Here is a 22,480-nt window from a genome sequence, read left to right as displayed (position 1 = left end):
CAAGGGTATACTCGTTTTGTTTAGGTTCAAAGGTAATTTCTAATTGATAACTTCATGTGAATCCGATTAAAAGTCATCGCTTTTTGCTCGATTAAACAAATGTTTTTGTAAATTTGCACCCTTAAAAATGGGGATACCCCTCAAATTGTAAATTGTAAATAGTAAAATCGTAGATACAACCATGGGTAAGAGATTTACTGAATATTCGCAGTTTGACCTTTCACAGGTGAACAAAGATGTGCTGAAGAAATGGGACGAAAATCAAGTTTTCGCCAAGAGTATGACAGAACGTGAAGGCTGTCCTTCGTTTGTATTTTTCGAAGGACCTCCCTCGGCTAACGGTATGCCGGGTATTCACCATGTAATGGCTCGTACTATTAAAGATATTTTCTGCCGTTACAAAACTATGAAAGGTTATCAAGTAAAGCGTAAAGCCGGATGGGATACGCATGGACTGCCTGTAGAGCTGGGTGTGGAAAAAGCATTGGGCATTACAAAAGAAGATATCGGTAAGAAAATCTCTGTTGCCGAATATAATGCAGCTTGCCGTAAGGATGTGATGAAGTTTACCAAGGAATGGGAAGACCTGACTCACAAGATGGGATATTGGGTGGATATGAAACACCCTTATATCACTTATGACAATCGTTATATTGAAACATTGTGGTGGCTGTTGAAACAGTTGCATAAGAAAGGCTTACTTTATAAAGGATATACTATTCAGCCGTATTCACCGGCTGCCGGAACAGGATTGAGTTCTCACGAGTTGAACCAACCTGGTTGTTATCGGGATGTAAAAGATACAACGGTTGTTGCACAATTTAAGATGAAGAATCCTAAACCGGAAATGGCAGAATGGGGAACACCTTATTTTATTGCTTGGACAACGACACCTTGGACATTGCCTTCAAATACAGCACTTTGTGTAGGCCCGAAAATTGACTATGTAGCTGTACAATCATACAATCCTTATACAGGAGAGCCCATAACAGTAGTTTTGGCGAAAGCTTTATTGAATACTCATTTCAATCCAAAAGCAGCTGACTTGAAATTAGAAGATTATAAGTTGGGAGATAAACTAGTACCATTCAAAGTGATAGCCGAATATAAAGGTTCGGATTTGGTTGGTATGGAGTATGAACAGCTTATTCCATGGGTGAAACCGGTTGAAGTATTCGAAGATGGTAGTTGGAAAGCTAGTGATAAGGCATTTCGTGTGATTCAGGGTGATTATGTAACCACAGAAGATGGTACGGGCATTGTTCATATCGCACCTACTTTCGGTGCGGATGACGCAAATGTAGCACGCGCCGCTGGAATCCCGTCTCTTTTCATGATCAATAAAAAAAGTGAGACTCGTCCTATGGTAGACCTGACAGGGAAATTCTATTTGTTGGATGAATTAGATGAGACCTTTGTAAAGGAGTGTGTAGATGTTGATAAATACAAAGAGTACCAGGGAGCATGGGTAAAGAATGCATATGATCCGCAATTTACAGTAGATGGGAAATTTGATGAGAAGGCTGCACAGGCTGCCGAATCATTGGATATTGTTATCTGTATGATGATGAAAGCAAATAATCTGGCTTTCAAAATTGAAAAGCACGTTCATAATTATCCACATTGTTGGCGTACAGATAAGCCTGTACTTTATTATCCGTTGGATAGTTGGTTCATCCGTTCTACAGCTTGTAAAGAACGCATGATGGAATTGAATAAGACTATTAACTGGAAGCCGGAATCTACAGGAACCGGTCGTTTTGGTAAATGGTTGGAAAATCTGAATGATTGGAATCTAAGCCGTTCCCGTTATTGGGGAACTCCATTACCCATCTGGCGTACGGAAGATAATACGGATGAAAAGTGCATTGAATCAGTAGAAGAACTTTATAATGAAATTGAAAAATCGGTAGCAGCCGGATTCATGAAATCGAATCCATACAAGGATAAAGGTTTTGTGCCGGGTGAGTATAGCGAGAATAATTATAATAAGATTGATCTTCATCGTCCGTATGTGGATGATATTATTCTGGTATCTAAGGATGGAAAACCGATGAAACGTGAGATGGACTTGATCGATGTTTGGTTTGATTCAGGTTCTATGCCTTATGCACAGATTCATTATCCTTTTGAGAATAAAGAATTGTTGGATAGCCGTCAGGTGTATCCGGCTGATTTTATTGCCGAAGGAGTGGATCAGACACGTGGCTGGTTCTTTACATTGCATGCTATAGCTACAATGGTATTTGATAGCGTATCTTATAAGGCTGTTATTTCTAATGGTTTGGTACTTGATAAGAATGGTAACAAGATGTCTAAACGTCTTGGTAATGCTGTTGATCCATTCTCAACCATTGAAAAATATGGTTCTGATCCATTACGTTGGTACATGATTACTAATTCTTCTCCATGGGATAATTTGAAGTTTGACGTGGAAGGAATTGAAGAAGTGCGTCGTAAATTCTTTGGTACTTTATATAATACATATTCATTCTTTGCACTTTATGCTAATGTGGATGGATTTGAATATAAAGAAGCTGATGTGCCGATGACTGAACGTCCGGAAATTGACCGTTGGATTTTGTCTGTACTGAATACTTTGATTAAAGAAGTAGATACTTGCTACAACGAATATGAACCGACTAAAGCGGGCCGTCTGATTTCAGACTTTGTTAATGACAATTTGTCTAACTGGTATGTACGCCTGAACCGTAAACGTTTCTGGGGTGGTGAATTTACTCAGGATAAACTGTCTGCTTACCAGACTTTATATACTTGTCTTGAAACAGTGGCTAAGTTAATGGCTCCGATTGCTCCATTCTACGCAGACCGTTTGTATATGGACTTAATCACAGCTACAGGACGTGATAATGTTGTTTCTATCCATTTGGCTGAATTCCCGAAATATCAGGAAGACATGATAGACAAGGAATTGGAAGCATGTATGCAGATGGCTCAGGATGTTACATCCATGGTATTGGCCTTGCGCCGTAAAGTGAATATTAAAGTTCGCCAACCATTGCAATGTATTATGATTCCCGTAGCAGACGAAGAACAGAAAGCACATATTGAAGCCGTAAAAGCTTTGATTATGAATGAAGTGAATGTGAAAGAAATCAAGTTCGTTGATGGTGCTGCCGGAGTATTGGTGAAGAAAGTGAAATGTGACTTTAAGAAGCTGGGACCGAAATTTGGTAAACAAATGAAAGCTGTTGCTGCTGCCGTAGCTGAAATGTCACAAGAAGCAATTAACGAATTGGAAAAGAATGGCAAATATTTACTGAACTTAGATGGTACTGAAGCTGTTATTGAAACGTCGGATGTTGAAATCTTCAGTGAAGATATTCCGGGATGGTTGGTTGCTAACGAAGGTAAGCTGACTGTAGCGCTTGAAGTTACAATAACCGAAGAATTACGTCGTGAAGGTATTGCCCGCGAATTGGTAAACCGTATCCAAAATATCCGTAAATCAAGTGGTTTCGAGATTACAGACAAAATAAAAATAACAATCTCGAAAAATACGCAAACGGATGATGCGGTAAAAGAATATAATACTTATATTTGTAACCAAGTTTTAGGAACATCGCTCGATTTGGTAGATGAAGTGAAGGATGGTACAGAGCTAAACTTTGATGATTTCTCTTTGTTTGTCAATGTGATAAAAGACTAATACTAAATTATTGATTAACCTTTTAAACTAGTAAAGTTATGGCAGAAAAGACTAGATATTCGGATGCGGAACTCGAGGAATTCCGTGCCATTATTATGGAGAAGCTGGAATTGGCTCAACGTGACTATGATCAGTTGAAGATGAGTCTGATGGGATTGGATGGTAATGATACCGACGATACATCTCCTACATATAAAGTTCTTGAAGAGGGGGCAAATACGCTTTCCAAAGAAGAAACAACTCGTTTGGCACAACGCCAACTAAAGTTTATTCAAGGATTGCAGGCTGCTTTAGTGCGTATTGAGAATAAGACGTATGGAATTTGCCGTGAAACCGGAAAGTTAATTCCTGCCGAACGTTTGCGTGCTGTTCCTCATGCAACGTTGAGCATCGAAGCAAAGAACAGTGGTAAGAAATAATAGTTAGCTACAAGCTACTAGTGACGGGCTACAAGTAGCTGCGCAATATTTTCGCACGGCACTTGTAGCTCGTTATTTTTAATTTTAGACAGACAAATGAAGAAACTACTTACGAAAGGGAGAATTGCTCTGCTTGTTATCTTTTCTGTATTGATTATCGATCAAGTTATTAAAATTTGGATCAAAACACACATGTATTGGCATGAAAGTATACGTGTGACAGATTGGTTCTATATTTATTTCACTGAAAACAACGGAATGGCTTTCGGTATGGAAATATTTGGAAAACTTTTCCTTACCACTTTCCGTATTGTGGCAGTTGGTTTGATTGGCTGGTATCTTTATAAAATTATTAAGAAAGGTTTCAAAACAGGTTATATTATCTGTGTATCTCTGATCTTGACAGGGGCTTTGGGGAATATTATCGATAGTATATTTTATGGAGTAATATTCAATGAAAGTACTCATTCGCAGATTGCTAGTTTTATGCCTGAAGGGGGAGGATATTCTACTTGGTTCTACGGCAAGGTAGTAGATATGTTTTATTTCCCGATAATTGAAACAAACTGGCCGACATGGATGCCGTTTGTAGGCGGAGAGCATTTTATTTTCTTTAGTCCAATCTTTAACTTTGCAGACGCTGCCATTAGCTGTGGTATTATTGCTTTGTTACTTTTTTATAGTAAATATCTGAATGAATCTTATCATTCATTGGATAATAAAAAGGAAAATGTGGATCATGAAAAATAGGTTTCGATTTCATCTGTGTTGCATCTGTATGTTAGCGTTGGCGATTGCTGGATGTAAAGTGAAAAGACCCGATGATGTCATTCCGGAATCGAAGATGGAAGATATATTGTATGATTATCATATAGCAAAAGCTATGGGAGAAAATTTACCTTATAATGAAAATTATAAGAAGTCTCTTTATATCGATGCTGTTTTTAAGAAATACGGTACTACAGAAGCTGTGTTTGATTCATCAATGGTTTGGTATACACGTAATACAGAGGTTTTATCGAAAGTCTATGAAAAGGTGAAGAACCGTTTGAAAAGTGAGCAAGAGATTATAGGGGATTTGATTGCCAAACGCGATAAAAAGCCAAAAATGACAAAGAATGGTGATAGTATTGATGTTTGGCCTTGGCAACGTATGATACGTCTGACAGGTGAGATGATGAATAACCGATATTCATTTGTTTTGCCAACAGACTCAAATTACAAAGATCGTGATACATTGGTATGGGAAGTACGTTATAGTTTTCTGGGACCGATGCTTGCTGATTCTTTGAGAGCAACGACAATGGCTTTACAAGTAATATATGAAAAGGATACAGTTAGTCATTGGAAAACGTTTACCTCTCCGGGTGTTCAGCAAATTCGTTTGTATGCTGATACATTAGGTGGTATGAAGGAGATAAAAGGCTTTATTTTCTACTCGGTGGAAGATAGTTTGAAGAGTGCTCCGTTATTGGCGGATCGTTTTGTTATGACTCGTTACCACTGTAAAGATACACTTTCATTTGTTGTACGTGATTCTCTGAATAAGATTGAAGCTTTACAAGCGGATTCTTTGAAGAAGGTTTCTGCTACTAAAGAGAATATGGATTCCTTAAAGACTGAAGAAGGATTGAAGGATGACAATCAGCGTTTGACTCCGGAGGAAATGAATCGTCGCCGGTCGGGCGCTCGTCCGGAAAAGAGACCGGAACAAATAGAAGTGGAACAGCATATTCAACGGGAACGGATAGAACAGAGAAGAGAGCGTCAGATAAATCAGCGTAGACAGCAGCAGAGGCGCCAACAGACTACTCGTTAATTCTATGAAACGTTTTGCAGCTCATTATCTGTTTTTGCCGGGTATTGGTTTTATTAAACAGCACGTGGTGGAGGTCGAAGGAGGAAGTGCTCAGGTTGTTTTTCCATTAACTGAGGAAATTGAATCTGTTGAATGGCTGCCGGGAGTAATAGCTTTGCTTTCCACAAATGAGATAAAAAACATTGGGATGATTTTTACAAACATCCCAATGTTTGAATCTAATCTTCCCTATGTTTCAAATCAATCTTCTCAATGTTTTTTTAAGGTATTTGAGGAGTCATTACAGAAGAGTAAAACTCTGTATCCTTATTTATTTTATCCCTTCGATTTTATTTCCATGCAGCCTGTCGCCGAAACTCGGCACAGATTACTGCGGTAGCAATTGCTACATTAAGTGATTCCGAGGTTTTCTGACCTTGTGGGTAATTGGGAATATATAGTTTCCGGTTAATCAAAGCTTCCACTTCTTTTCCTATTCCGTTACCTTCGTTGCCCATTACAATAAGTCCATGGGTGGTTAATGGTTGTTCGTACATATTTTCTCCATTCAGGAATGTTCCGAATATTGGTGTATCGTCTCCAAGTGAACTGATAAAATCAGGTAGGGGAGTATAATGTACTTTCACTCTGGCAATTCCTCCCATGGTGGCTTGTACTGTTTTGGGATTGTATACATCTACTGTGTTTGTTGAACAGATAATATGTTCGATGCCAAACCAATCGGCTAAGCGGATAATTGTCCCTAGGTTACCGGGATCCTGTACGTCATCCAGAGCCAGACAAAGTGATTGGTGAACGATCTCCGGATTTAATTTATATTGTGGTTGTTCGAAAATAGCAAGTACTTGTTGTGGAGTTTTCAATAGACTGGCACGGGAAAGTTCTTCTTGTGAGACCTCTATGATTTCATGTGCTTTACAATCTGGGTGGCTTTGTAGCCAAGAACTTGTAGCAGCCAAAAAGCGACAAGGAAAATATCCAAGCAAATCACTAACTAGCTTAGGACCTTCTGCCAGAAACACTTGTTCTTCTTTACGTATCTTTTTTAGTTCCAACGAGTGGATATATTTGATTTTGTTCTTGCTTAGTGATGTCATATAATTGATATTTTGGACAAAGCTATAAAGATATTTCCAATTAATCGGTTATTATTTCTATTTTTTCCTGATAATTATTCAGGCTATTAACAATTATTGCATAAATAAAAATATACTATCTACTTAATTTTAGTAGATTTGCTTAAAAATAGTAGTTTGATATTCAATATAAAATAGAAATTGTATGGAAAGATTGACGCAACAAGAAGAAGAAGTAATGATTTACTTTTGGAGAATGGGACCAAGTTTTATCCGAGAGGTCGTTAATGAAATGCCAGATCCAAAGCCTCCTTATACGAGTGTAGCTTCAGTCGTTCGTAATTTAGAGAAGAAGAAGTATTTGTCGCCATTCAAATTAGGAAATTCTATTCAATACCATTCATTGGTAAAAGAAAGCGATTATAAACGTAACTTTTTGAATGGGATAGTAACTAAGTATTTTACTGGTTCGTATAAAGAAATGGTTTCATTCTTTGTCCGGGATCGAAAGATCGGTAAAAAGGAGCTTGAAGAATTGATGAAAATAATAGAAAATGAGGAATCATAAACTGAATACGTATGGAATCTTTTGTAATTTATTTAATAAAAGTCAATGTTGCATTGATTGTATTATATACTTTCTATAAGTTGTCTTTTAGTAAGGATACATTTTTCAGATTGAGACGGATGATGTTACTATTAATATGTGTGACTTCATTTGTTTATCCTTTTATTGATTTTCCGGTTTGGGCTGATTGGGGTAATCATCCAGTGGGAGAAACACTTGCAGTTGTTTATGCAAAAATTCTGCCAGAAGTTTCGGTTCATGCATTCAGTACTTTTTCTGGTGCCGAGAATATACGTTGGACAGTTGATACTTATTTATGGATGATATATGGAATAGGGATTGCTCTACTGATACTACGTACAACATTTGAGATGTTCAAAATGCATACTTTATTACTTCGCTCTAGTCATTGCTTTTTGAATGGTACGTATGTATATCAATCGGTAGAAATAGATGAACCTTATTCATTTTTTCATTGGATATTCATTAACCCGGCACGACATTCGGATAAAGAGATCAGTGAGATATTGATACATGAGCGTACACATATGCGCGAGTTTCATTCATTGGATATTCTATTGGCTCAATTGATAATTATATTATGTTGGTTTAATCCGTTTGCGTGGTTGATACGTAGTGAAATCCGTATGAATCATGAGTATCTGGCAGATAAACAAGTAATAACTTTAGGGCATGATAAAAAGTCTTATCAATACCATTTATTAGGAATGGAACATTCATCATTGGCTGCAGCAAACATATATAATAATTTTAGTGTATTACCTTTAAAAAAACGAATTAAGATGTTGAATAAAAAACGAACCAGTAACATCATGTTAAGTAAATATCTGATGTTTATACCAGTAGTTGCATTATTGGTACTTTTCAGTAATTGTGCAAATAAAGCAGAAAGTGGTATGTCTACTGGTGAAGTAAAAAAGGATTCTTCGGCAGTGGTTAAGATTGATGATCGTAACCATAATACGAAAGAAATGGCAGAAATGAGTAAGGCAAAAGCTGATGAAGTGAAAAACGATTCCACTATTCATGATATTGTAGAAAATATGCCGGTTTTTCCGGGTGGACAGTCAGCTCTTTTGGCTTATTTAGGTGAAAATATTGAGTATCCGACCAACGCAAAGGAAAAGGGTGTTCAAGGACGTGTTGTCGTAGAATTTGTAGTCGGTAAGGATGGTTCTATCTCAGAGGCAAAAATTGCACGTAGTGTTGATCCGTATCTGGATAAAGAGGCTCTTCGTGTAATTAATAAAATGCCTAAATGGGAACCGGGTACTAATAAGGGGAAACCAGTGAATGTTAAATTTACAGTTCCTGTCATATTCAGACTTAGATGATTGAATTCTGTTAGAAATCTTTCTTCTTTCCACAGTTTGCGGAAATTATCACAGACATGTTATTAATCATACATTTGTTATTGTTGTGAAAATTTCCGCACTGTGGTAAAAAGTACATTTTAAATGTCATTTATCGTTTTGATAATTTCTCCGAACGGAAAATATGCTCTATCTTTGCCATACATTTTACTTCAGGTTTATAGGGATACCGTATGAGGAAAGGATTTCATGGCTTATTTACTTGTGCTATTATTATCTTGTTGCTAGCTTCGTGTACTGCAACGAAGTTTGTGCCGGATGGCTCTTATCTGTTGGATGAAGTCAAAATCCATACAGATAATAAAAATGTTCGTCCTTCATCCCTGAAAATGTATGTACGTCAGAATTCCAATGCAAAATGGTTTAGTCTCATTAAAACCCAACTTTATGTTTATAACCTTTCAGGACGTGATTCAACTAAATGGGGAAATAAGTTTCTGAGAAGGATAGGTGATGCTCCTGTTATATATAATGAGGGTGAAGCTCTTCGGTCTCAGGAGGAAATTATGAAAGCAGTGCGTAATATGGGTTATATGGCTGCTACCGTAAAAAGATCGACAAAGATTAAGAAAAAAAAGATTAAATTACTGTATGATGTAACGGTTGGTGAACCTTATATTATTAAATCTTTAAAACTCGATATACATGATACTAAAATAGATTCTCTTTTAAGACAGGACTCGGTGAAGAGTTTATTAAGAGAAGGAATGATATTTGATGTAAATGTATTGGATGCAGAAAGACAACGTATAACTAATAAACTACTTCAAAACGGTTATTATAAGTTTAATAAAGATTATATCGGTTATACGGCAGACACTGTTCGCAATACTTATGATGTAGATTTAACTTTGCATTTACGAGCGTATAGAGCTCATGAAAATGATTCTGCTGAAGCGCATAAACAATATCAGATCAATAAGATAAATTTTATAACAGATTATGATGTATTGCAGTCGTCAGCATTAAGTAGCATTAATATAAATGATTCTATTCATTATAAAGGATTTCCTATTTATTATAAAGATAAACTTTATTTGCGTCCTAAAGTGCTGACAGATAATCTTCGTTTTGCTTCCGGTGATTTATATAAAGAACAAGATGTACAGCAAACTTATTCTAGTTTTGGTCGCTTGTCTGCATTAAAATATACGAATATTCGTTTCATAGAAACTCAGGTAGGTGATACGGCAAAACTTAACTGTTATGTGATGCTGACCAAAAGCAAACATAAATCTATTGCTTTTGAAGTGGAAGGGACGAATTCCGCTGGCGACTTGGGGGCAGCAGCTTCCGTTTCTTTTCAGAATCGGAACTTGTTTCATGGGTCGGAAACTTTTATGGTCAAGTTTCGTGGAGCTTACGAAGTTATTTCCGGGCTTCAGGCAGGATACTCAAATAATAATTATACAGAATTTGGTGTAGAGACAAGTATCAATTTCCCGAATTTTTTATTTCCATTTGTCTCTTCTGACTTTAAGCGTAGAATTAGGGCTACGACGGAGTTTGGATTACAGTACAATTACCAGCTGCGTCCTGAATTCTTGCGTACAATGGCTTCTGCATCATGGAGCTACAAGTGGTCTCAACGTCTGAAAATTCAACATAAGATTGATTTGATTAATATCGGTTTCCTTTATTTGCCACGCATCTCTCCTAAGTTTAGAGAAGATTATATCAATAAAGGACAAAATGATATTTTCCAATATAATTATCAGGACCGACTGATTATTAATATGGGGTATAGTTATCACTACAATAGTACAGGAGGTTCTATTGTGAATAATACAATATCATCCGATTCTTATTCTGTACGTTTCAATTTTGAATCGGCAGGAAATATTATGTATGCTTTATCTAAAGCGACAAATATCCGAAAGAATGATAATGGTGAATATGCTATTTTAGGAATCCCTTATGCACAATACGTTAAAGGTGAATTTGATTTTGCTAAAAATATAAGAATTGATCACCGTAACTCATTGGCTTTTCATGCAGGTATAGGGGTGGCTGTACCTTATGGTAATGCAAAGACGATTCCATTTGAGAAGCAGTATTTTTCCGGTGGTGCCAATAGTGTTCGTGGATGGTCGGTACGTGATCTGGGACCAGGTTCTTTTGCAGGAAAAGGAAGCTTAATGGATCAATCGGGAGATATTAAATTAGATGCCAGCATTGAGTATCGCAGTAAGCTGTTTTGGAAGTTTCAGGGCGCATTATTTATTGACGCAGGTAATATCTGGACTATTCGTGATTATGCTAATCAACCAGGAGGAGTCTTTAAATTTAATAGATTCTATAAGCAGATAGCTATGGCATATGGATTGGGACTTCGTTTAGATCTGGACTTCTTTATTCTCCGTTTTGATGGAGGTATGAAAGCTATAAACCCGGCTTATGAGACTAAGAAGGAACATTATCCGATCATTCATCCTAAGTTTAGTCGTGATTTTGCTTTCCATTTTGCGGTAGGATATCCTTTCTGATACAAAAAGAGATGAAACGTTGTGTTCCATCTCTTTTTTGTATTTGTTCTTTTAGTTCTTAGCGAGCTGCAAAAAACATCGGATTACTTGTTGTAGCCTGACGAGCTGCAATCATGCCTTGGGCATCAAGGGTTACGTTCATTCTTTCACCATTCGGCATGAACATATCAGCGGTACCGTCATTGTTCATTTTAACAAGGGGAGCAGTCTCACCATTGGCAACTACATTCCAAGTATTAGTTGCTTGATCATAGAGCAAATCCATAGAAGCAGTTTCGCCTTCTTTAGTAATGGAATAACCATTCTCAAGTGTTTTTACCATGTAGTTTCCATTTTCTCCTTTCACCTTTTTCACGTCTCCTACATTAGCCATCGGATTGGTACCACTCCAGAACTCGATAGAGTTGATTACTAAAGCATCGGCCAGATAAGCCACACCGTAAACAGGAATGATGTTGAATGCCAAAAATACAAGTTCATTTACAAATTTGGTTCCAACAGATTGGTTCCAAGAAGTCAGACGATTAAATAAACCGAATGAACCTACACAGGAACTGAATAGTAAGCTTCCACTCAGTACAACTGCTACTAATGTTAGTCTGTTTCTTTTCATAACTTAACAAATTCTGATTAATAAACAATGTTACTATTATATTTCTTAATTGGATGCAAATATAATATTTTTTAATCAGCTTAAGTTGTGAATTCTCATTTTTGTTTTATTTCATATTCCTTTTTATTAGTTGGTTTCCTATAAAATAATCAATAGAAAATTTACCAGGTCCTGCAATATACATGAATATAAATACTACTAAGTAGATGAATGCTAACTCTTTTACTGCAAAGACATCATTGGCATGAATCACAAAAAAAGCGACGGATATTGTAAAGATCATTGGAATCATTGCTAGTCTATATAAAAAACCAATGATGAACCCCATTGAACATACAAGTTCTCCAAAAATGGCTAATCCGAGAGATAGGGGACTTCCTAAACCTAGAGGATCAGGAAAAGTCATCGAAAGTTCCTGAAAATTACTCCATTTCTGAATACCATGATTCATTAATAATATTCCGAATATAATTCGGACTGCCAATAGGAACAAAGATACTTTAGTTGTATTTGGCTTAGTTGGGAATAAAAAGTTGTAAACCATAAGTTATTCTATTTTAAGTTCATCTTTATAAACATAAAATATCTTGATTTTGTTCTTTATGGAAAGTAAATATTGGAAAATAAATAATGGGAATAAACTAGTTGGTGTACCTTCTTATTCCCACTATTTATTAAATGTCTATGATTTTAAGATTATTCTTTATTCAAAATATAATGTTCTGCAAGTTCACCGGTAACTTCTTTTTTATCTGCCATCAGTTTGCGCAGGTGGTTTTTGCCTACTTTATAGTACGATTCTTCTCCACCTTCTTCTTTTAAAGTCAATATGTTATCTTTCAGGGTGTAGGTACCTTTTTCGTCAAAAGAACTATTCCGGTCGATATAAACGGAATGGAGAGTAAATGTTTTGTCTTTATTTAAAGTGAGAGTTGTTTCGATACCGGGGCAATCAGCTGCCGGAAAAACTCCTTTATAAGTACCTTCATAATCGAGAGATATTTCTGTACTGTGCGTATCGACTACTTTGGTAGAAGTACTATCAATTCCAGTACTTTTATTAGCTTTTGAGCTGTTACCACATGCTACAAGAAGCATACATGAACACGCTAAAATGAGAATCTTTTTCATGATTTTACTTTTTTAAGTTTTATCAAATCTAGTTATTGGAGTATAAAGATATGAAGTAATCTTTAGTATATCTACCATAAAAATGAACTATAACTTTATTTATGAACTGATAAACTTATTATCTTTGTGAAAAATTACAGTGAATATGGCACAACATACTTATGACAATGAATCGGTTCAAGAATTAATAGGCTGGGCAAAGAAGATGCTTGAGACTAAAAATTATCCAACGGAGAAATATCAAATTAATAAATGTACGTCCATTATTAATGGAAAACTTTATTTAGAATCATTGATTGCAATGATCTCTAGAAACTGGGAAAATCCAACATTTCATTCTACTATTGAGCAACTATGGGAATACAGAGAAAAGTGGGAGAGTAGGGAAGAAAAGTAAATATAAAAGTGGAGATTAGAGAACTATGTTCTTCACTTATTGATGATGCAAAATAATAGGAAATTAAAAAAGAGTTATTCCGTATTTTGCATCATCAACTATTGTAACGACACCGTTATTAAAATGGAAACCATTTACTTTTTTTCTTTGGAGTTGTAAGCCTTTCTACGTCTGAATTATATATTTCTGCAAAAGTTTTATTTTCTTTGATCATTTCATAAATCAATCCCCAATCAGGAAGTCCGCCAAGATTTCGGTCATCAATAAATAAGTCGGCTTTTAGTTTGCGTGAGAAACTTAGGTGATCTTTCTGTTCTTCAGGATAATCTTTATTGACTGCGTAAAACTCCAATCCTCTGTTTTTGCACCATTCTACTGCTTCATCTAATAATTTGCCTTCCCGCACACTCCACAAGATTAAACGATGTTGCTCTTGTTGTAATAATTTCAGAGTTTCAATAGCAAAGGGGATTTCTTCTCCAATACGAGGATATCGATGCTTTACAATTGTTCCGTCAAAATCAACCGCTATAACCATAACTTATTTAGAATACGTAATTTGTAACAAAGATACGAACTGTATGCTAAAAAAATGTATCTTTGTCGCGAATTAACATATTAATAAAATACATTTTACATGAACAATTCCCCTCAGCGTGCAGCCAAAGGTTTTACACGAGCTTTTTGGGTTAGCAACACAGTCGAACTGTTTGAACGTATGGCCTATTATGCCGTATTTATCGTTCTCACTATTTATTTATCCAATATTTTAGGTTTCAATGATTTTGAAGCAAGTATGATTTCCGGTCTTTTCTCCGGTGGATTGTATTTATTACCTATTTTCTCAGGGGCTTATGCTGATAAGATTGGTTTCCGGAAATCAATGATCTTAGCTTTTACTTTGTTATCTATTGCTTATTTAGGGTTAGGTGCCTTGCCTACATTTCTCGAAGCGACAGGATTGGTAAGCTATGGTGAAACGACTCAATTCAATGGTTTACCAGATAGCTATGCCCGGTGGACGATTGTTCCTATCTTGTTTATTCTGATGATCGGCGGGTCCTTTATTAAATCCATTATTTCAGCGTCGGTAGCCAAAGAAACAACTGAAGCAACACGTGCTCGTGGATATTCCATCTTTTATATGATGGTAAATGTGGGTGCTTTCACTGGTAAAACAATTATAGATCCTCTGAGAAATATGATTGGTGAACAAGCTTATATCTATATTAATTATTTTTCCGGGGCAATGACTATCATTGCTTTACTTGCTGTAATTCTCTTTTATAGATCTACCCATACAGCCGGTGAAGGAAAGAGCTTACATGAAATAGGACAGGGTTTTATGAGAATTGTAACAAATTGGCGTTTATTGGTTCTTATTCTGATAGTGACTGGTTTTTGGATGGTACAGCAGCAACTTTATGCAACAATGCCTAAGTATGTGATACGCATGGCTGGCGAAACAGCAAAACCAGGTTGGATTGCCAATGTAAATCCGTTTGTCGTGGTATGTTGTGTTAGCTTTATTACGCGTCTGATGGCAAAGCGTAGTGCAATAACTTCTATGAATGTGGGAATGTTTTTGATCCCAGTTTCGGCTTTGTTGATGGCTTGTGGTAACATTTTAGGAAACGATATTATTTCCGGTATGAGTAACATTACTTTGATGATGGTAGCTGGTATTGTGGTGCAAGCACTTGCCGAATGTTTCATATCACCGCGTTATCTGGAGTATTTTTCATTACAGGCACCCAAAGGAGAAGAGGGTATGTATTTAGGATTTAGTCATTTACACTCTTTTCTTTCTTCTATTTTCGGTTTTGGATTGGCGGGAATCTTATTGACTAAGTATTGTCCAGATCCTGCATTGTTTGAGACTCGAGGGGCATGGGAGTTGGCTAGCGCAAATGCTCATTATATTTGGTATTATTTTGCTGCAATTGGGTTGATTGCTGCCGTAGCTCTACTTTTATTCGCTAAAATTACCGAATCCATCGACAAAAAGAAGGAATCTTCTCGATAGTTATCTTCTTTTTTGCGTATATTTGCCGTCACTTTGCTGTAAAAGTGGTGGCATTTTGTTTTTTAATGAAGGAAGATAAAACATGAAAGTAAGATTTATAAGTCTGGCAAGTGGCAGTAGTGGGAACTGTTATTATCTAGGCACCGAAACCTCTGGAATATTAATAGATGCAGGAATTGGCATTCGTACTATAAAAAAAACGCTGAAGGACTTCAACATTTTGATGGATAGCATACGTGCTGTATTTGTCACGCATGATCATGCAGATCACATTAAAGCCGTAGGGCATCTGGGAGAGAAACTAAATATTCCTGTATATACAACAAAACGTGTTCATGAAGGTATTAACCGTAGTTATTGCATGACGGAAAAACTTATTACTTCGGCTCGTTATTTGGAGAAACAAGAGCCTATGATTTTGGATGATTTTCATATCGAATCTTTTGAAGTTCCTCATGATGGCACTGATAATGTTGGATATTGTATAGAGGTAGATGGAAAAGTATTCTCTTTTCTGACCGACCTTGGTGAAATTACTCCTACAGCTGCTCATTATATTTGTAAAGCCAATTATTTGATACTGGAAGCTAATTATGATGAGGAAATGCTTAAGATGGGACCTTACCCCCAATATCTGAAAGAAAGAATCACAAGTAAAACTGGACATATGAGTAATTCTGATACAGCTGAGTTCTTAGCAGAAAATATCACTGAACATTTGGAATATATCTGGTTGTGTCATCTAAGTAAGGACAATAATCATCCGGAGTTGGCATACAAAACTGTAGAATGGAAATTAAAGAACAAAGGAGTTATTGTTGGCAAAGATGTGCAACTACTTGCTTTAAAGCGGAATACGCCTTCTGAGCTTTATGTGTTCGAATAACAACGAAAAAAAGACAGTAAAAAAGCTGCATTATTGTTTGGACAAATGAAATAAAAGACCTACTTTTGCAACCGCAAACGAGGAAAAAGGCACTCTTAGCTCAGTTGGTAGAGCAACTGACTCTTAATCAGTGGGTCCAGGGTTCGAATCCCTGAGGGTGTACAAATATCAGTTGGCAATTGTTATAATAATTCTGCACTCTTAGCTCAGTTGGTAGAGCAACTGACTCTTAATCAGTGGGTCCAGGGTTCGAATCCCTGAGGGTGTACGAAGACAATTAAGGAGAGCTTTTTTAGTTCTCCTTTTCTTTTTTATTACTTACCATTTTACTATTAGTGATAAATTGTAGGTGTTACATAAAAGAAAAATCTCTGATAATCATACATTATCAGAGATTTTACAATTTTTTCTTTCATTCAAGTGATCCGCCTGGGGCTCGAACCCAGGACCCCAACATTAAAAGTGTTGTGCTCTACCTGCTGAGCTAGCGAATCAATCCTTTTGCTCTTTCTTTTGAAATGCGGGTGCAAAGGTAGAACATTTTTTTAGAACTCCAAAGCATTTCAAACATTTTTGTTATCTTTGTGCGATTATCAACAATATACAATAATAATATATGGCTGACGATAAAAAAATTATCTTCTCAATGGTGGGAGTGAGCAAAGCTTTCCAACCAAATAAAAATGTGCTGAAAGACATTTACCTGTCGTTTTTTTATGGAGCGAAGATCGGTATTATTGGTCTGAATGGTTCCGGTAAATCTACGTTGTTAAAGATTATTGCAGGTTTGGAGAAATCCTATCAGGGAGAAGTCGTGTTCTCTCCAGGATATTCTGTAGGGTATTTGGCGCAAGAACCATACCTAGACAATACCAAAACTGTAAAAGAGATAGTAATGGAAGGTGTACAACCTATCGTTGATGCACTGACGGAATACGAAGAAATCAACCAAAAATTTGCTTTGCCTGAGTACTATGAAGATCAGGACAAAATGGATGCTCTATTTACGCGTCAAGGAGAATTACAGGATATTATTGATGCAACTGATGCTTGGAATTTGGATAGCAAATTGGAACGTGCAATGGATGCACTCCGTTGTCCGCCTGAAGATCAGCTGGTAGAGAATCTTTCAGGAGGTGAATGCCGTCGGGTGGCTCTTTGTCGTTTGCTGTTGCAAAAACCTGATATTCTGTTGCTTGATGAGCCAACTAACCATTTGGATGCTGAATCTATTGATTGGCTTGAGCAACATTTGCAGCAATATGAAGGTACGGTAATTGCTGTAACACATGACCGTTATTTCCTTGATCACGTAGCCGGATGGATTCTTGAACTGGATCGGGGAGAAGGTATTCCATGGAAAGGAAACTACTCTTCTTGGCTTGAACAAAAGACCAAGCGTATGGAGATGGAAGAAAAAACTGTCAGTAAGCGCCGTAAAACGTTGGAACGCGAATTGGAATGGGTACGCATGGCTCCGAAAGCTCGTCAGGCAAAAGGAAAAGCTCGCCTTAATTCATACGATAAATTATTGAATGAGGATGTAAAAGAGAAGGAAGAAAAGTTGGAAATCTTTATTCCGAATGGTCCGCGTTTGGGTAATAAGGTAATTGAAGCCAAACATGTAGCGAAGGCATATGGCGATAAATTATTGTTTGACGATTTGAATTTTATGCTTCCTCCTAATGGTATTGTTGGAGTAATCGGTCCGAATGGTGCAGGAAAAACTACCCTATTCCGCTTGATTATGGAAATGGAAACAGTAGACAAAGGTGAATTTGATGTGGGAGAGACTGTAAAGGTGGCTTACGTAGATCAACAGCATAAAGATATTGATCCGAATAAAAGTGTTTATCAGGTGATTTCTGGTGGCAATGAATTGATTCGTATGGGAGGACGTGATATCAATGCGCGTGCATATCTTTCTCGTTTCAATTTTGCAGGAGCAGATCAGGAAAAGCTTTGTAGCGTACTTTCTGGTGGTGAAAGAAATCGTCTGCATCTGGCTATGGCTTTGAAGGAAGAAGGTAACGTGCTATTACTTGACGAACCTACCAATGATATAGACGTAAATACGTTGCGAGCATTGGAAGAAGGTTTGGAGGATTTTGCAGGTTGTGCAGTTGTTATTTCTCATGACCGATGGTTCCTTGACCGTATTTGTACACATATTCTAGCTTTTGAAGGAGATTCCAATGTTTTCTATTTTGAAGGATCATATTCGGAATATGAAGAAAACAAAATGAAGCGATTAGGTAATGAAGAGCCGAAGCGTGTTCGTTATAGAAAGTTAATGAATGATTAACACGTTGTAATAGTCGGGAAAATACAACAATCTTTTGTATTTCAGCACAAAGCCTCTACAAATACTTGTAGGGGCTTTTTGTTTTGTTCACATTGAAATGTTTATCTCTCTTAAATTATTGTATTGCAAATGTAATGTAAATCTAAATAATATTAATTATCTTTGTGCTCAGTTTAATGAACAAAACAATTAGTAAAACTAATCAATTACATTATGTTAAAAAGAATGCGATCTTTTCTAGTGGTAGTAATATTGCTAATTACTGCTACGATGAGTGCGCAGGTTACAACTGCTAGCATGAGCGGTAAAGTGACAGCACAAGATGAACCGATTATTGGAGCAACAATTACTGCTATCCATGAGTCTTCTGGAACACGTTACGGCACTGTGACCAATGTCAGCGGACAATTTAATCTTCAAGGTATGCGTACGGGAGGACCCTATAAAGTTGAAATTTCTTATGTAGGTTATCAGACTGCTATTTATAAGGGAATTAATCTATCTTTGGGAGAAAATTATGTACTGAATGTATCTTTGAAGGAAAGTTCAGAGTTATTGGATGAAATAGTAGTTACTGCTACAAGAAATAGTAATATGAAGAGCGACCGTGCAGGTGCAATCATGAATGCGAATCGCGAAATAATAACTGCCACTCCTACAATATCTCGTAGCATTAGTGATATTATGCGTCTTTCTCCGCAAGGTGCTGATGTTGGTAATGGATTTGCAGTAGGCGGTGGTAATTACCGTCAGTCGTTTGTGACTGTAGATGGTGCTGCCTTTAATAATACTTTTGGTTTGGGTGGAAACCTTCCTGCAAATGGTGCTCCTATATCTTTAGATGCATTGGAACAGGTTGCTGTATCTGTTACTCCATTTGATGTTCGTCAGAGCGGTTTTACGGGAGGTGCCATCAGTGCAGTAACTCGTTCGGGAAACAATCAGTTTAGTGGAACAGCCTATATGTATTTCAATAATGAGAAATTAAAAGGAAATAAAGTTGATGGATATGAACTGAATCGTTCAAAATCGCAATATTATACATATGGTGCTAGTATTGGTGGTCCGATCATCAAAGATAAATTGTTTTTCTTTGTAAATGGTGAGTATGAAGATAATGTGTCAGCAGGTTCTAGTTTTCAGCCACGTACGTCTTTAGATCAGAATTATACAGGAAATATTCATCGTCCTGTAGAAAATACGATTATTCAGACAAATCCCGATGGAACAAAAAACACATGGGTTGGATTAAACGATATCAGAAATTATCTGAAAGATAAATATGGCTATGATCCTGGTCGTTACAATAACTATTCGGTTAATACTCCTGCCTACCGTATTATGACCCGTTTGGATTGGAATGCCAATCAAAATAATAAAATAAGTCTTCGTTTTTCTAAGACTCATACTAAAGATTCTAATTTCCCTTCGTCATCAACGAATCCGCTAGATGCTTCTAAAATATATCCGGGATCGCAAGGAATACAGGGAGGAAGGGATGCCGGACGTTCTTCAAAATATGCAATGGGATTTGAGAATTCTAATTATTATCAAGTACGTGATTTTACTTCTTTAGCAGGCGAATGGAATTCCCGTATTGCAGAAGGTGCTATGAATAATATGTTACGTTTTGCGTATTCTTATCAGAATGAGCCACGTAGTTTTGATGGAATGGCATTTCCAACTGTGGATATTTTGAAAGATGGAGCAACTTATGCTAATTTTGGTATGGATGTATTTACAGAAGGGAACCTTCGTAAGACTTCCGTATATACAATTACAGATGAATTTAACTGGAACTTAGGAATAAATAAATTCATGGTCGGTCTTCAGTATGAACATACAAAAGCTACCAATGGATATATGCAAGCGGGCGGTGGATTTTATGTGTTTGATTCATGGGAATCCTTCGTTGAAGGTCGTAAACCTTCAGCTTTTGGTATTACCCATTCAAATGCTGATGATCTGTCTCAATTTATGGCTGAGATGAAATTCCAACAATATTCTCTTTATTTACAGGATGAAGTTGCTGTATCAGAAAACTTGAAGGTAACTGGTGGAGTCCGTTTTGAGTTACCTATTTATCCTTCGTTGAAAGGTAATTATAATGAAGATTTTGCAAAACTAAATTTTGGTGATACACAATATTCAACTGATCAATTGCCTGGGACTAAACTGTCAGTATCTCCTCGTGTAGGTTTTAATTGGGATATAACTGGTGAACGCAAATATGTGTTACGTGGTGGTACGGGCTTATTTGTTGGACGATTACCTTTCGTTTGGTTAGTTTCAGCAGTAGGAAATTCAGGTGTAGGACAGACTTCGTACTATTATAATGAAGCTACTTCACAAGTGACTAGACAACCAAATTTTCATGCTAATGTAAAAGATATCTTGCAGGATTTATATAATGGAAATTTTACTCCTAATAATATCGTAGCTCCTAAGGATCCTACAATTATTGATAAAGACTTAAAGATGCCTTCTACTTGGAAGACTTCGTTGGCTTTCGATATGAAATTGCCAGGTGACGTTAATTTTACAGTAGAAGGAATATACAGTCGTGATTATAATCCAGTAGTAGTTTCTAATCGTGGTTATAAGCCATCAGAAGATACTAAAACAATCTCACCTAATGATGTGCGTAATGTATATACGATGTATGGAGATAAGACTTGGACGAATCAGTATCAGAATGTTTATTTGTTGGAGAATTGGAAAAAAGGTGCATATTATTATTCAATTTCTGCACAATTGCGTAAGAACTTTGGCTTTGGTCTTAACTTGTCATTTGCTTATACTCACTCAAAAGCACGTTCATATGGTGATGGCATCGGAGACCAAGTAACATCTGCTTATAAGACAAACACTTATTCTGTGAATGGTATTAATGAGCACGAATTGGGATATGGAACATATGTAGCTCCTGACCGTATACTGGCGACTATTGGTTATCGTAAAGAGTATGGAAAGAATTTCGCAACAAGTGTCTCATTGTTGTATGAAGGAATGCAGATGGGATTTGCGGGAACCTATTCATATAGCCGTTACTCATACACTTTCTCTGGAAATGTTGTAGGTGATTATGGTGCGAATAACTTATTATATATCCCAGCTTCACGTGGCGACTTAGATCAATGGAATTTTGCTGATGTTACAGATAAATCGGGTAATGTGACATATTCAGCGAAAGATCAGAAAGATGACTTCTGGAATTATATTAATCAAGATAGTTATTTAAAGAACCGGAAAGGAAAATATGCAGAAAGAGGAGGTGCTATTATGCCTTGGCATCATCAGGTTGATTTCAAGTTGAATCAGGATTTTTTCCTAAAAGTTAATGGAAAGAAGAATATTTTGCAAGTAGGTGTTGATATAAAGAACCTTCCTAACTTATTAAATAATAGTTGGGGTTTATATAAGCAAGTTAATAATTCATCATTGTTGGGTTATGACACTAAAACGGGTAAATATACAATGAATAAGAATGGGCAAGATATTATGAAAGATACTTATCGTACCTATCAAAGTTTCAATTCCACTTATTCAGTACAATTTAGTGTGCGTTATATTTTTAACTAATAAGGTATTCTAAGAAAAAGACTATTGGTTGATCTCCTCTTAGAATTATCTCTTGCCCAAGTATACAAAGTTTTAATGTATATTTGGGCAAGTTTTATATATGAACAT

The 22,480-nt window shown here is 36.5% G+C and carries 18 protein-coding genes and 3 tRNA genes; 15 read left to right on the top strand and 6 right to left on the bottom strand.

The window, feature by feature from the left end:
• The first annotated feature begins 181 nt into the window (after positions 1-181).
• The 5 genes from ileS to EJF25_RS07020 all read left to right on the top strand — a co-directional run bounded on the left by ileS (position 182) and on the right by EJF25_RS07020 (position 6,287).
• On the top strand, positions 182-3,670 hold the full coding sequence (gene ileS, locus EJF25_RS07040) for an isoleucine--tRNA ligase (RefSeq protein ID WP_125040651.1): 3,489 nt from the start codon (positions 182-184) through the stop codon (positions 3,668-3,670).
• 38 nt (positions 3,671-3,708) lie between these two features.
• A complete protein-coding gene (locus EJF25_RS07035; protein WP_005931903.1) occupies positions 3,709-4,089 on the top strand; it encodes a TraR/DksA family transcriptional regulator in 381 nt (126 codons plus the stop codon).
• Between the two features lie 96 nt (positions 4,090-4,185).
• A complete protein-coding gene (locus EJF25_RS07030; RefSeq protein ID WP_125040650.1) occupies positions 4,186-4,839 on the top strand; it encodes a lipoprotein signal peptidase in 654 nt (217 codons plus the stop codon).
• Positions 4,829-5,908, top strand: a complete 1,080-nt coding sequence (locus EJF25_RS07025; protein ID WP_125040649.1) for a DUF4296 domain-containing protein — start codon at positions 4,829-4,831, stop codon at positions 5,906-5,908. The genes EJF25_RS07030 and EJF25_RS07025 overlap by 11 nt, the downstream gene beginning before the upstream one ends.
• Positions 5,909-5,912: 4 nt before the next feature.
• Entirely contained in the window at positions 5,913-6,287 is a 375-nt protein-coding gene (locus EJF25_RS07020; protein WP_125040648.1) for a hypothetical protein, read from the top strand.
• Here EJF25_RS07020 and EJF25_RS07015 read toward each other — a convergent pair.
• Positions 6,238-7,005: an RNA methyltransferase gene (locus tag EJF25_RS07015; protein ID WP_125040647.1), complete on the bottom strand. Its 768-nt coding sequence runs from the start codon at positions 7,003-7,005 to the stop codon at positions 6,238-6,240. The two genes, EJF25_RS07020 and EJF25_RS07015, sit on opposite strands and share 50 nt — an antisense overlap.
• A gap of 184 nt (positions 7,006-7,189) precedes the next feature.
• On the opposite strand from EJF25_RS07015, the gene EJF25_RS07010 reads away from it, so the two are divergent.
• The 3 genes from EJF25_RS07010 (at position 7,190) to tamL (ending at position 11,432) form a co-directional block, all read left to right on the top strand.
• Positions 7,190-7,552: a BlaI/MecI/CopY family transcriptional regulator gene (locus EJF25_RS07010; RefSeq protein WP_125040646.1), complete on the top strand. Its 363-nt coding sequence runs from the start codon at positions 7,190-7,192 to the stop codon at positions 7,550-7,552.
• Between the two features lie 11 nt (positions 7,553-7,563).
• Positions 7,564-8,907, top strand: coding sequence for a M56 family metallopeptidase (locus tag EJF25_RS07005; protein WP_125040645.1), 1,344 nt, complete (start codon positions 7,564-7,566; stop codon positions 8,905-8,907).
• 212 nt (positions 8,908-9,119) lie between these two features.
• Positions 9,120-11,432, top strand: a complete 2,313-nt coding sequence (tamL, locus tag EJF25_RS07000; RefSeq protein ID WP_125040644.1) for a translocation and assembly module lipoprotein TamL — start codon at positions 9,120-9,122, stop codon at positions 11,430-11,432.
• A gap of 58 nt (positions 11,433-11,490) precedes the next feature.
• Here tamL and EJF25_RS06995 read toward each other — a convergent pair whose 3' ends face one another.
• From EJF25_RS06995 to EJF25_RS06985, 3 genes are all read right to left on the bottom strand, one after another.
• Positions 11,491-12,045, bottom strand: a complete 555-nt coding sequence (locus EJF25_RS06995) for a DUF3332 domain-containing protein (RefSeq protein WP_125040643.1) — start codon at positions 12,043-12,045, stop codon at positions 11,491-11,493.
• A gap of 106 nt (positions 12,046-12,151) precedes the next feature.
• Positions 12,152-12,589, bottom strand: a complete 438-nt coding sequence (locus EJF25_RS06990) for a DoxX family protein (protein WP_125040642.1) — start codon at positions 12,587-12,589, stop codon at positions 12,152-12,154.
• 152 nt (positions 12,590-12,741) lie between these two features.
• On the bottom strand, positions 12,742-13,176 hold the full coding sequence (locus EJF25_RS06985; RefSeq protein WP_125040641.1) for a copper resistance protein NlpE: 435 nt from the start codon (positions 13,174-13,176) through the stop codon (positions 12,742-12,744).
• A gap of 145 nt (positions 13,177-13,321) precedes the next feature.
• On the opposite strand from EJF25_RS06985, the gene EJF25_RS06980 reads away from it, so the two are divergent.
• Positions 13,322-13,573, top strand: coding sequence for a DUF6965 family protein (locus EJF25_RS06980; RefSeq protein ID WP_125040640.1), 252 nt, complete (start codon positions 13,322-13,324; stop codon positions 13,571-13,573).
• A 118-nt stretch (positions 13,574-13,691) separates the two neighbouring features.
• Here EJF25_RS06980 and EJF25_RS06975 read toward each other — a convergent pair whose 3' ends face one another.
• Positions 13,692-14,111 carry a BT0820 family HAD-type phosphatase gene (locus EJF25_RS06975; protein WP_125040639.1) on the bottom strand — a complete coding sequence of 140 codons (420 nt, stop codon included), beginning with the start codon at positions 14,109-14,111 and terminating at the stop codon, positions 13,692-13,694.
• Between the two features lie 99 nt (positions 14,112-14,210).
• Between EJF25_RS06975 and EJF25_RS06970 the strand changes: the two genes are divergently transcribed.
• The 4 genes from EJF25_RS06970 to EJF25_RS06955 all read left to right on the top strand — a co-directional run bounded on the left by EJF25_RS06970 (position 14,211) and on the right by EJF25_RS06955 (position 16,753).
• Positions 14,211-15,599 (top strand): peptide MFS transporter, encoded by a 1,389-nt coding sequence (locus EJF25_RS06970; RefSeq protein WP_125040638.1) that lies wholly within the window; start codon positions 14,211-14,213, stop codon positions 15,597-15,599.
• Positions 15,600-15,681: 82 nt separating this feature from the next.
• Positions 15,682-16,485: an MBL fold metallo-hydrolase gene (locus EJF25_RS06965; RefSeq protein WP_125040637.1), complete on the top strand. Its 804-nt coding sequence runs from the start codon at positions 15,682-15,684 to the stop codon at positions 16,483-16,485.
• Positions 16,486-16,574: 89 nt separating this feature from the next.
• Positions 16,575-16,647: transfer RNA gene (locus EJF25_RS06960), tRNA-Lys, on the top strand.
• Between the two features lie 33 nt (positions 16,648-16,680).
• Positions 16,681-16,753: transfer RNA gene (locus EJF25_RS06955), tRNA-Lys, on the top strand.
• A 153-nt stretch (positions 16,754-16,906) separates the two neighbouring features.
• Here EJF25_RS06955 and EJF25_RS06950 read toward each other — a convergent pair.
• Positions 16,907-16,979 (bottom strand) — tRNA-Lys (locus EJF25_RS06950).
• A gap of 122 nt (positions 16,980-17,101) precedes the next feature.
• Between EJF25_RS06950 and ettA the strand changes: the two genes are divergently transcribed.
• Both ettA and EJF25_RS06940 read left to right on the top strand, forming a co-directional pair.
• Entirely contained in the window at positions 17,102-18,790 is a 1,689-nt protein-coding gene (gene ettA / locus EJF25_RS06945; RefSeq protein WP_125040636.1) for an energy-dependent translational throttle protein EttA, read from the top strand.
• A 213-nt stretch (positions 18,791-19,003) separates the two neighbouring features.
• Positions 19,004-22,372 carry a TonB-dependent receptor gene (locus EJF25_RS06940; protein WP_125040635.1) on the top strand — a complete coding sequence of 1,123 codons (3,369 nt, stop codon included), beginning with the start codon at positions 19,004-19,006 and terminating at the stop codon, positions 22,370-22,372.
• Positions 22,373-22,480 lie beyond the last annotated feature (108 nt).

It is taken from the genome of Bacteroides faecalis (assembly GCF_003865075.1).
Lineage (GTDB): Bacteria > Bacteroidota > Bacteroidia > Bacteroidales > Bacteroidaceae > Bacteroides > Bacteroides faecalis.
Note: the sequence above shows the minus strand (reverse complement) of the source record. Positions and strands in the feature narration are given on the sequence as shown.

Coding starts and splice junctions, on each gene's coding strand:
- ileS (WP_125040651.1), top strand. CDS start 182: ATGGGTAAGAGATTTACTGAATATTCGCAGTTTGACCTTTCACAGGTG.
- EJF25_RS07035 (WP_005931903.1), top strand. CDS start 3,709: ATGGCAGAAAAGACTAGATATTCGGATGCGGAACTCGAGGAATTCCGT.
- EJF25_RS07030 (WP_125040650.1), top strand. CDS start 4,186: ATGAAGAAACTACTTACGAAAGGGAGAATTGCTCTGCTTGTTATCTTT.
- EJF25_RS07025 (WP_125040649.1), top strand. CDS start 4,829: ATGAAAAATAGGTTTCGATTTCATCTGTGTTGCATCTGTATGTTAGCG.
- EJF25_RS07020 (WP_125040648.1), top strand. CDS start 5,913: ATGAAACGTTTTGCAGCTCATTATCTGTTTTTGCCGGGTATTGGTTTT.
- EJF25_RS07015 (WP_125040647.1), bottom strand. CDS start 7,005: ATGACATCACTAAGCAAGAACAAAATCAAATATATCCACTCGTTGGAA.
- EJF25_RS07010 (WP_125040646.1), top strand. CDS start 7,190: ATGGAAAGATTGACGCAACAAGAAGAAGAAGTAATGATTTACTTTTGG.
- EJF25_RS07005 (WP_125040645.1), top strand. CDS start 7,564: ATGGAATCTTTTGTAATTTATTTAATAAAAGTCAATGTTGCATTGATT.
- tamL (WP_125040644.1), top strand. CDS start 9,120: ATGAGGAAAGGATTTCATGGCTTATTTACTTGTGCTATTATTATCTTG.
- EJF25_RS06995 (WP_125040643.1), bottom strand. CDS start 12,045: ATGAAAAGAAACAGACTAACATTAGTAGCAGTTGTACTGAGTGGAAGC.
- EJF25_RS06990 (WP_125040642.1), bottom strand. CDS start 12,589: ATGGTTTACAACTTTTTATTCCCAACTAAGCCAAATACAACTAAAGTA.
- EJF25_RS06985 (WP_125040641.1), bottom strand. CDS start 13,176: ATGAAAAAGATTCTCATTTTAGCGTGTTCATGTATGCTTCTTGTAGCA.
- EJF25_RS06980 (WP_125040640.1), top strand. CDS start 13,322: ATGGCACAACATACTTATGACAATGAATCGGTTCAAGAATTAATAGGC.
- EJF25_RS06975 (WP_125040639.1), bottom strand. CDS start 14,111: ATGGTTATAGCGGTTGATTTTGACGGAACAATTGTAAAGCATCGATAT.
- EJF25_RS06970 (WP_125040638.1), top strand. CDS start 14,211: ATGAACAATTCCCCTCAGCGTGCAGCCAAAGGTTTTACACGAGCTTTT.
- EJF25_RS06965 (WP_125040637.1), top strand. CDS start 15,682: ATGAAAGTAAGATTTATAAGTCTGGCAAGTGGCAGTAGTGGGAACTGT.
- ettA (WP_125040636.1), top strand. CDS start 17,102: ATGGCTGACGATAAAAAAATTATCTTCTCAATGGTGGGAGTGAGCAAA.
- EJF25_RS06940 (WP_125040635.1), top strand. CDS start 19,004: ATGTTAAAAAGAATGCGATCTTTTCTAGTGGTAGTAATATTGCTAATT.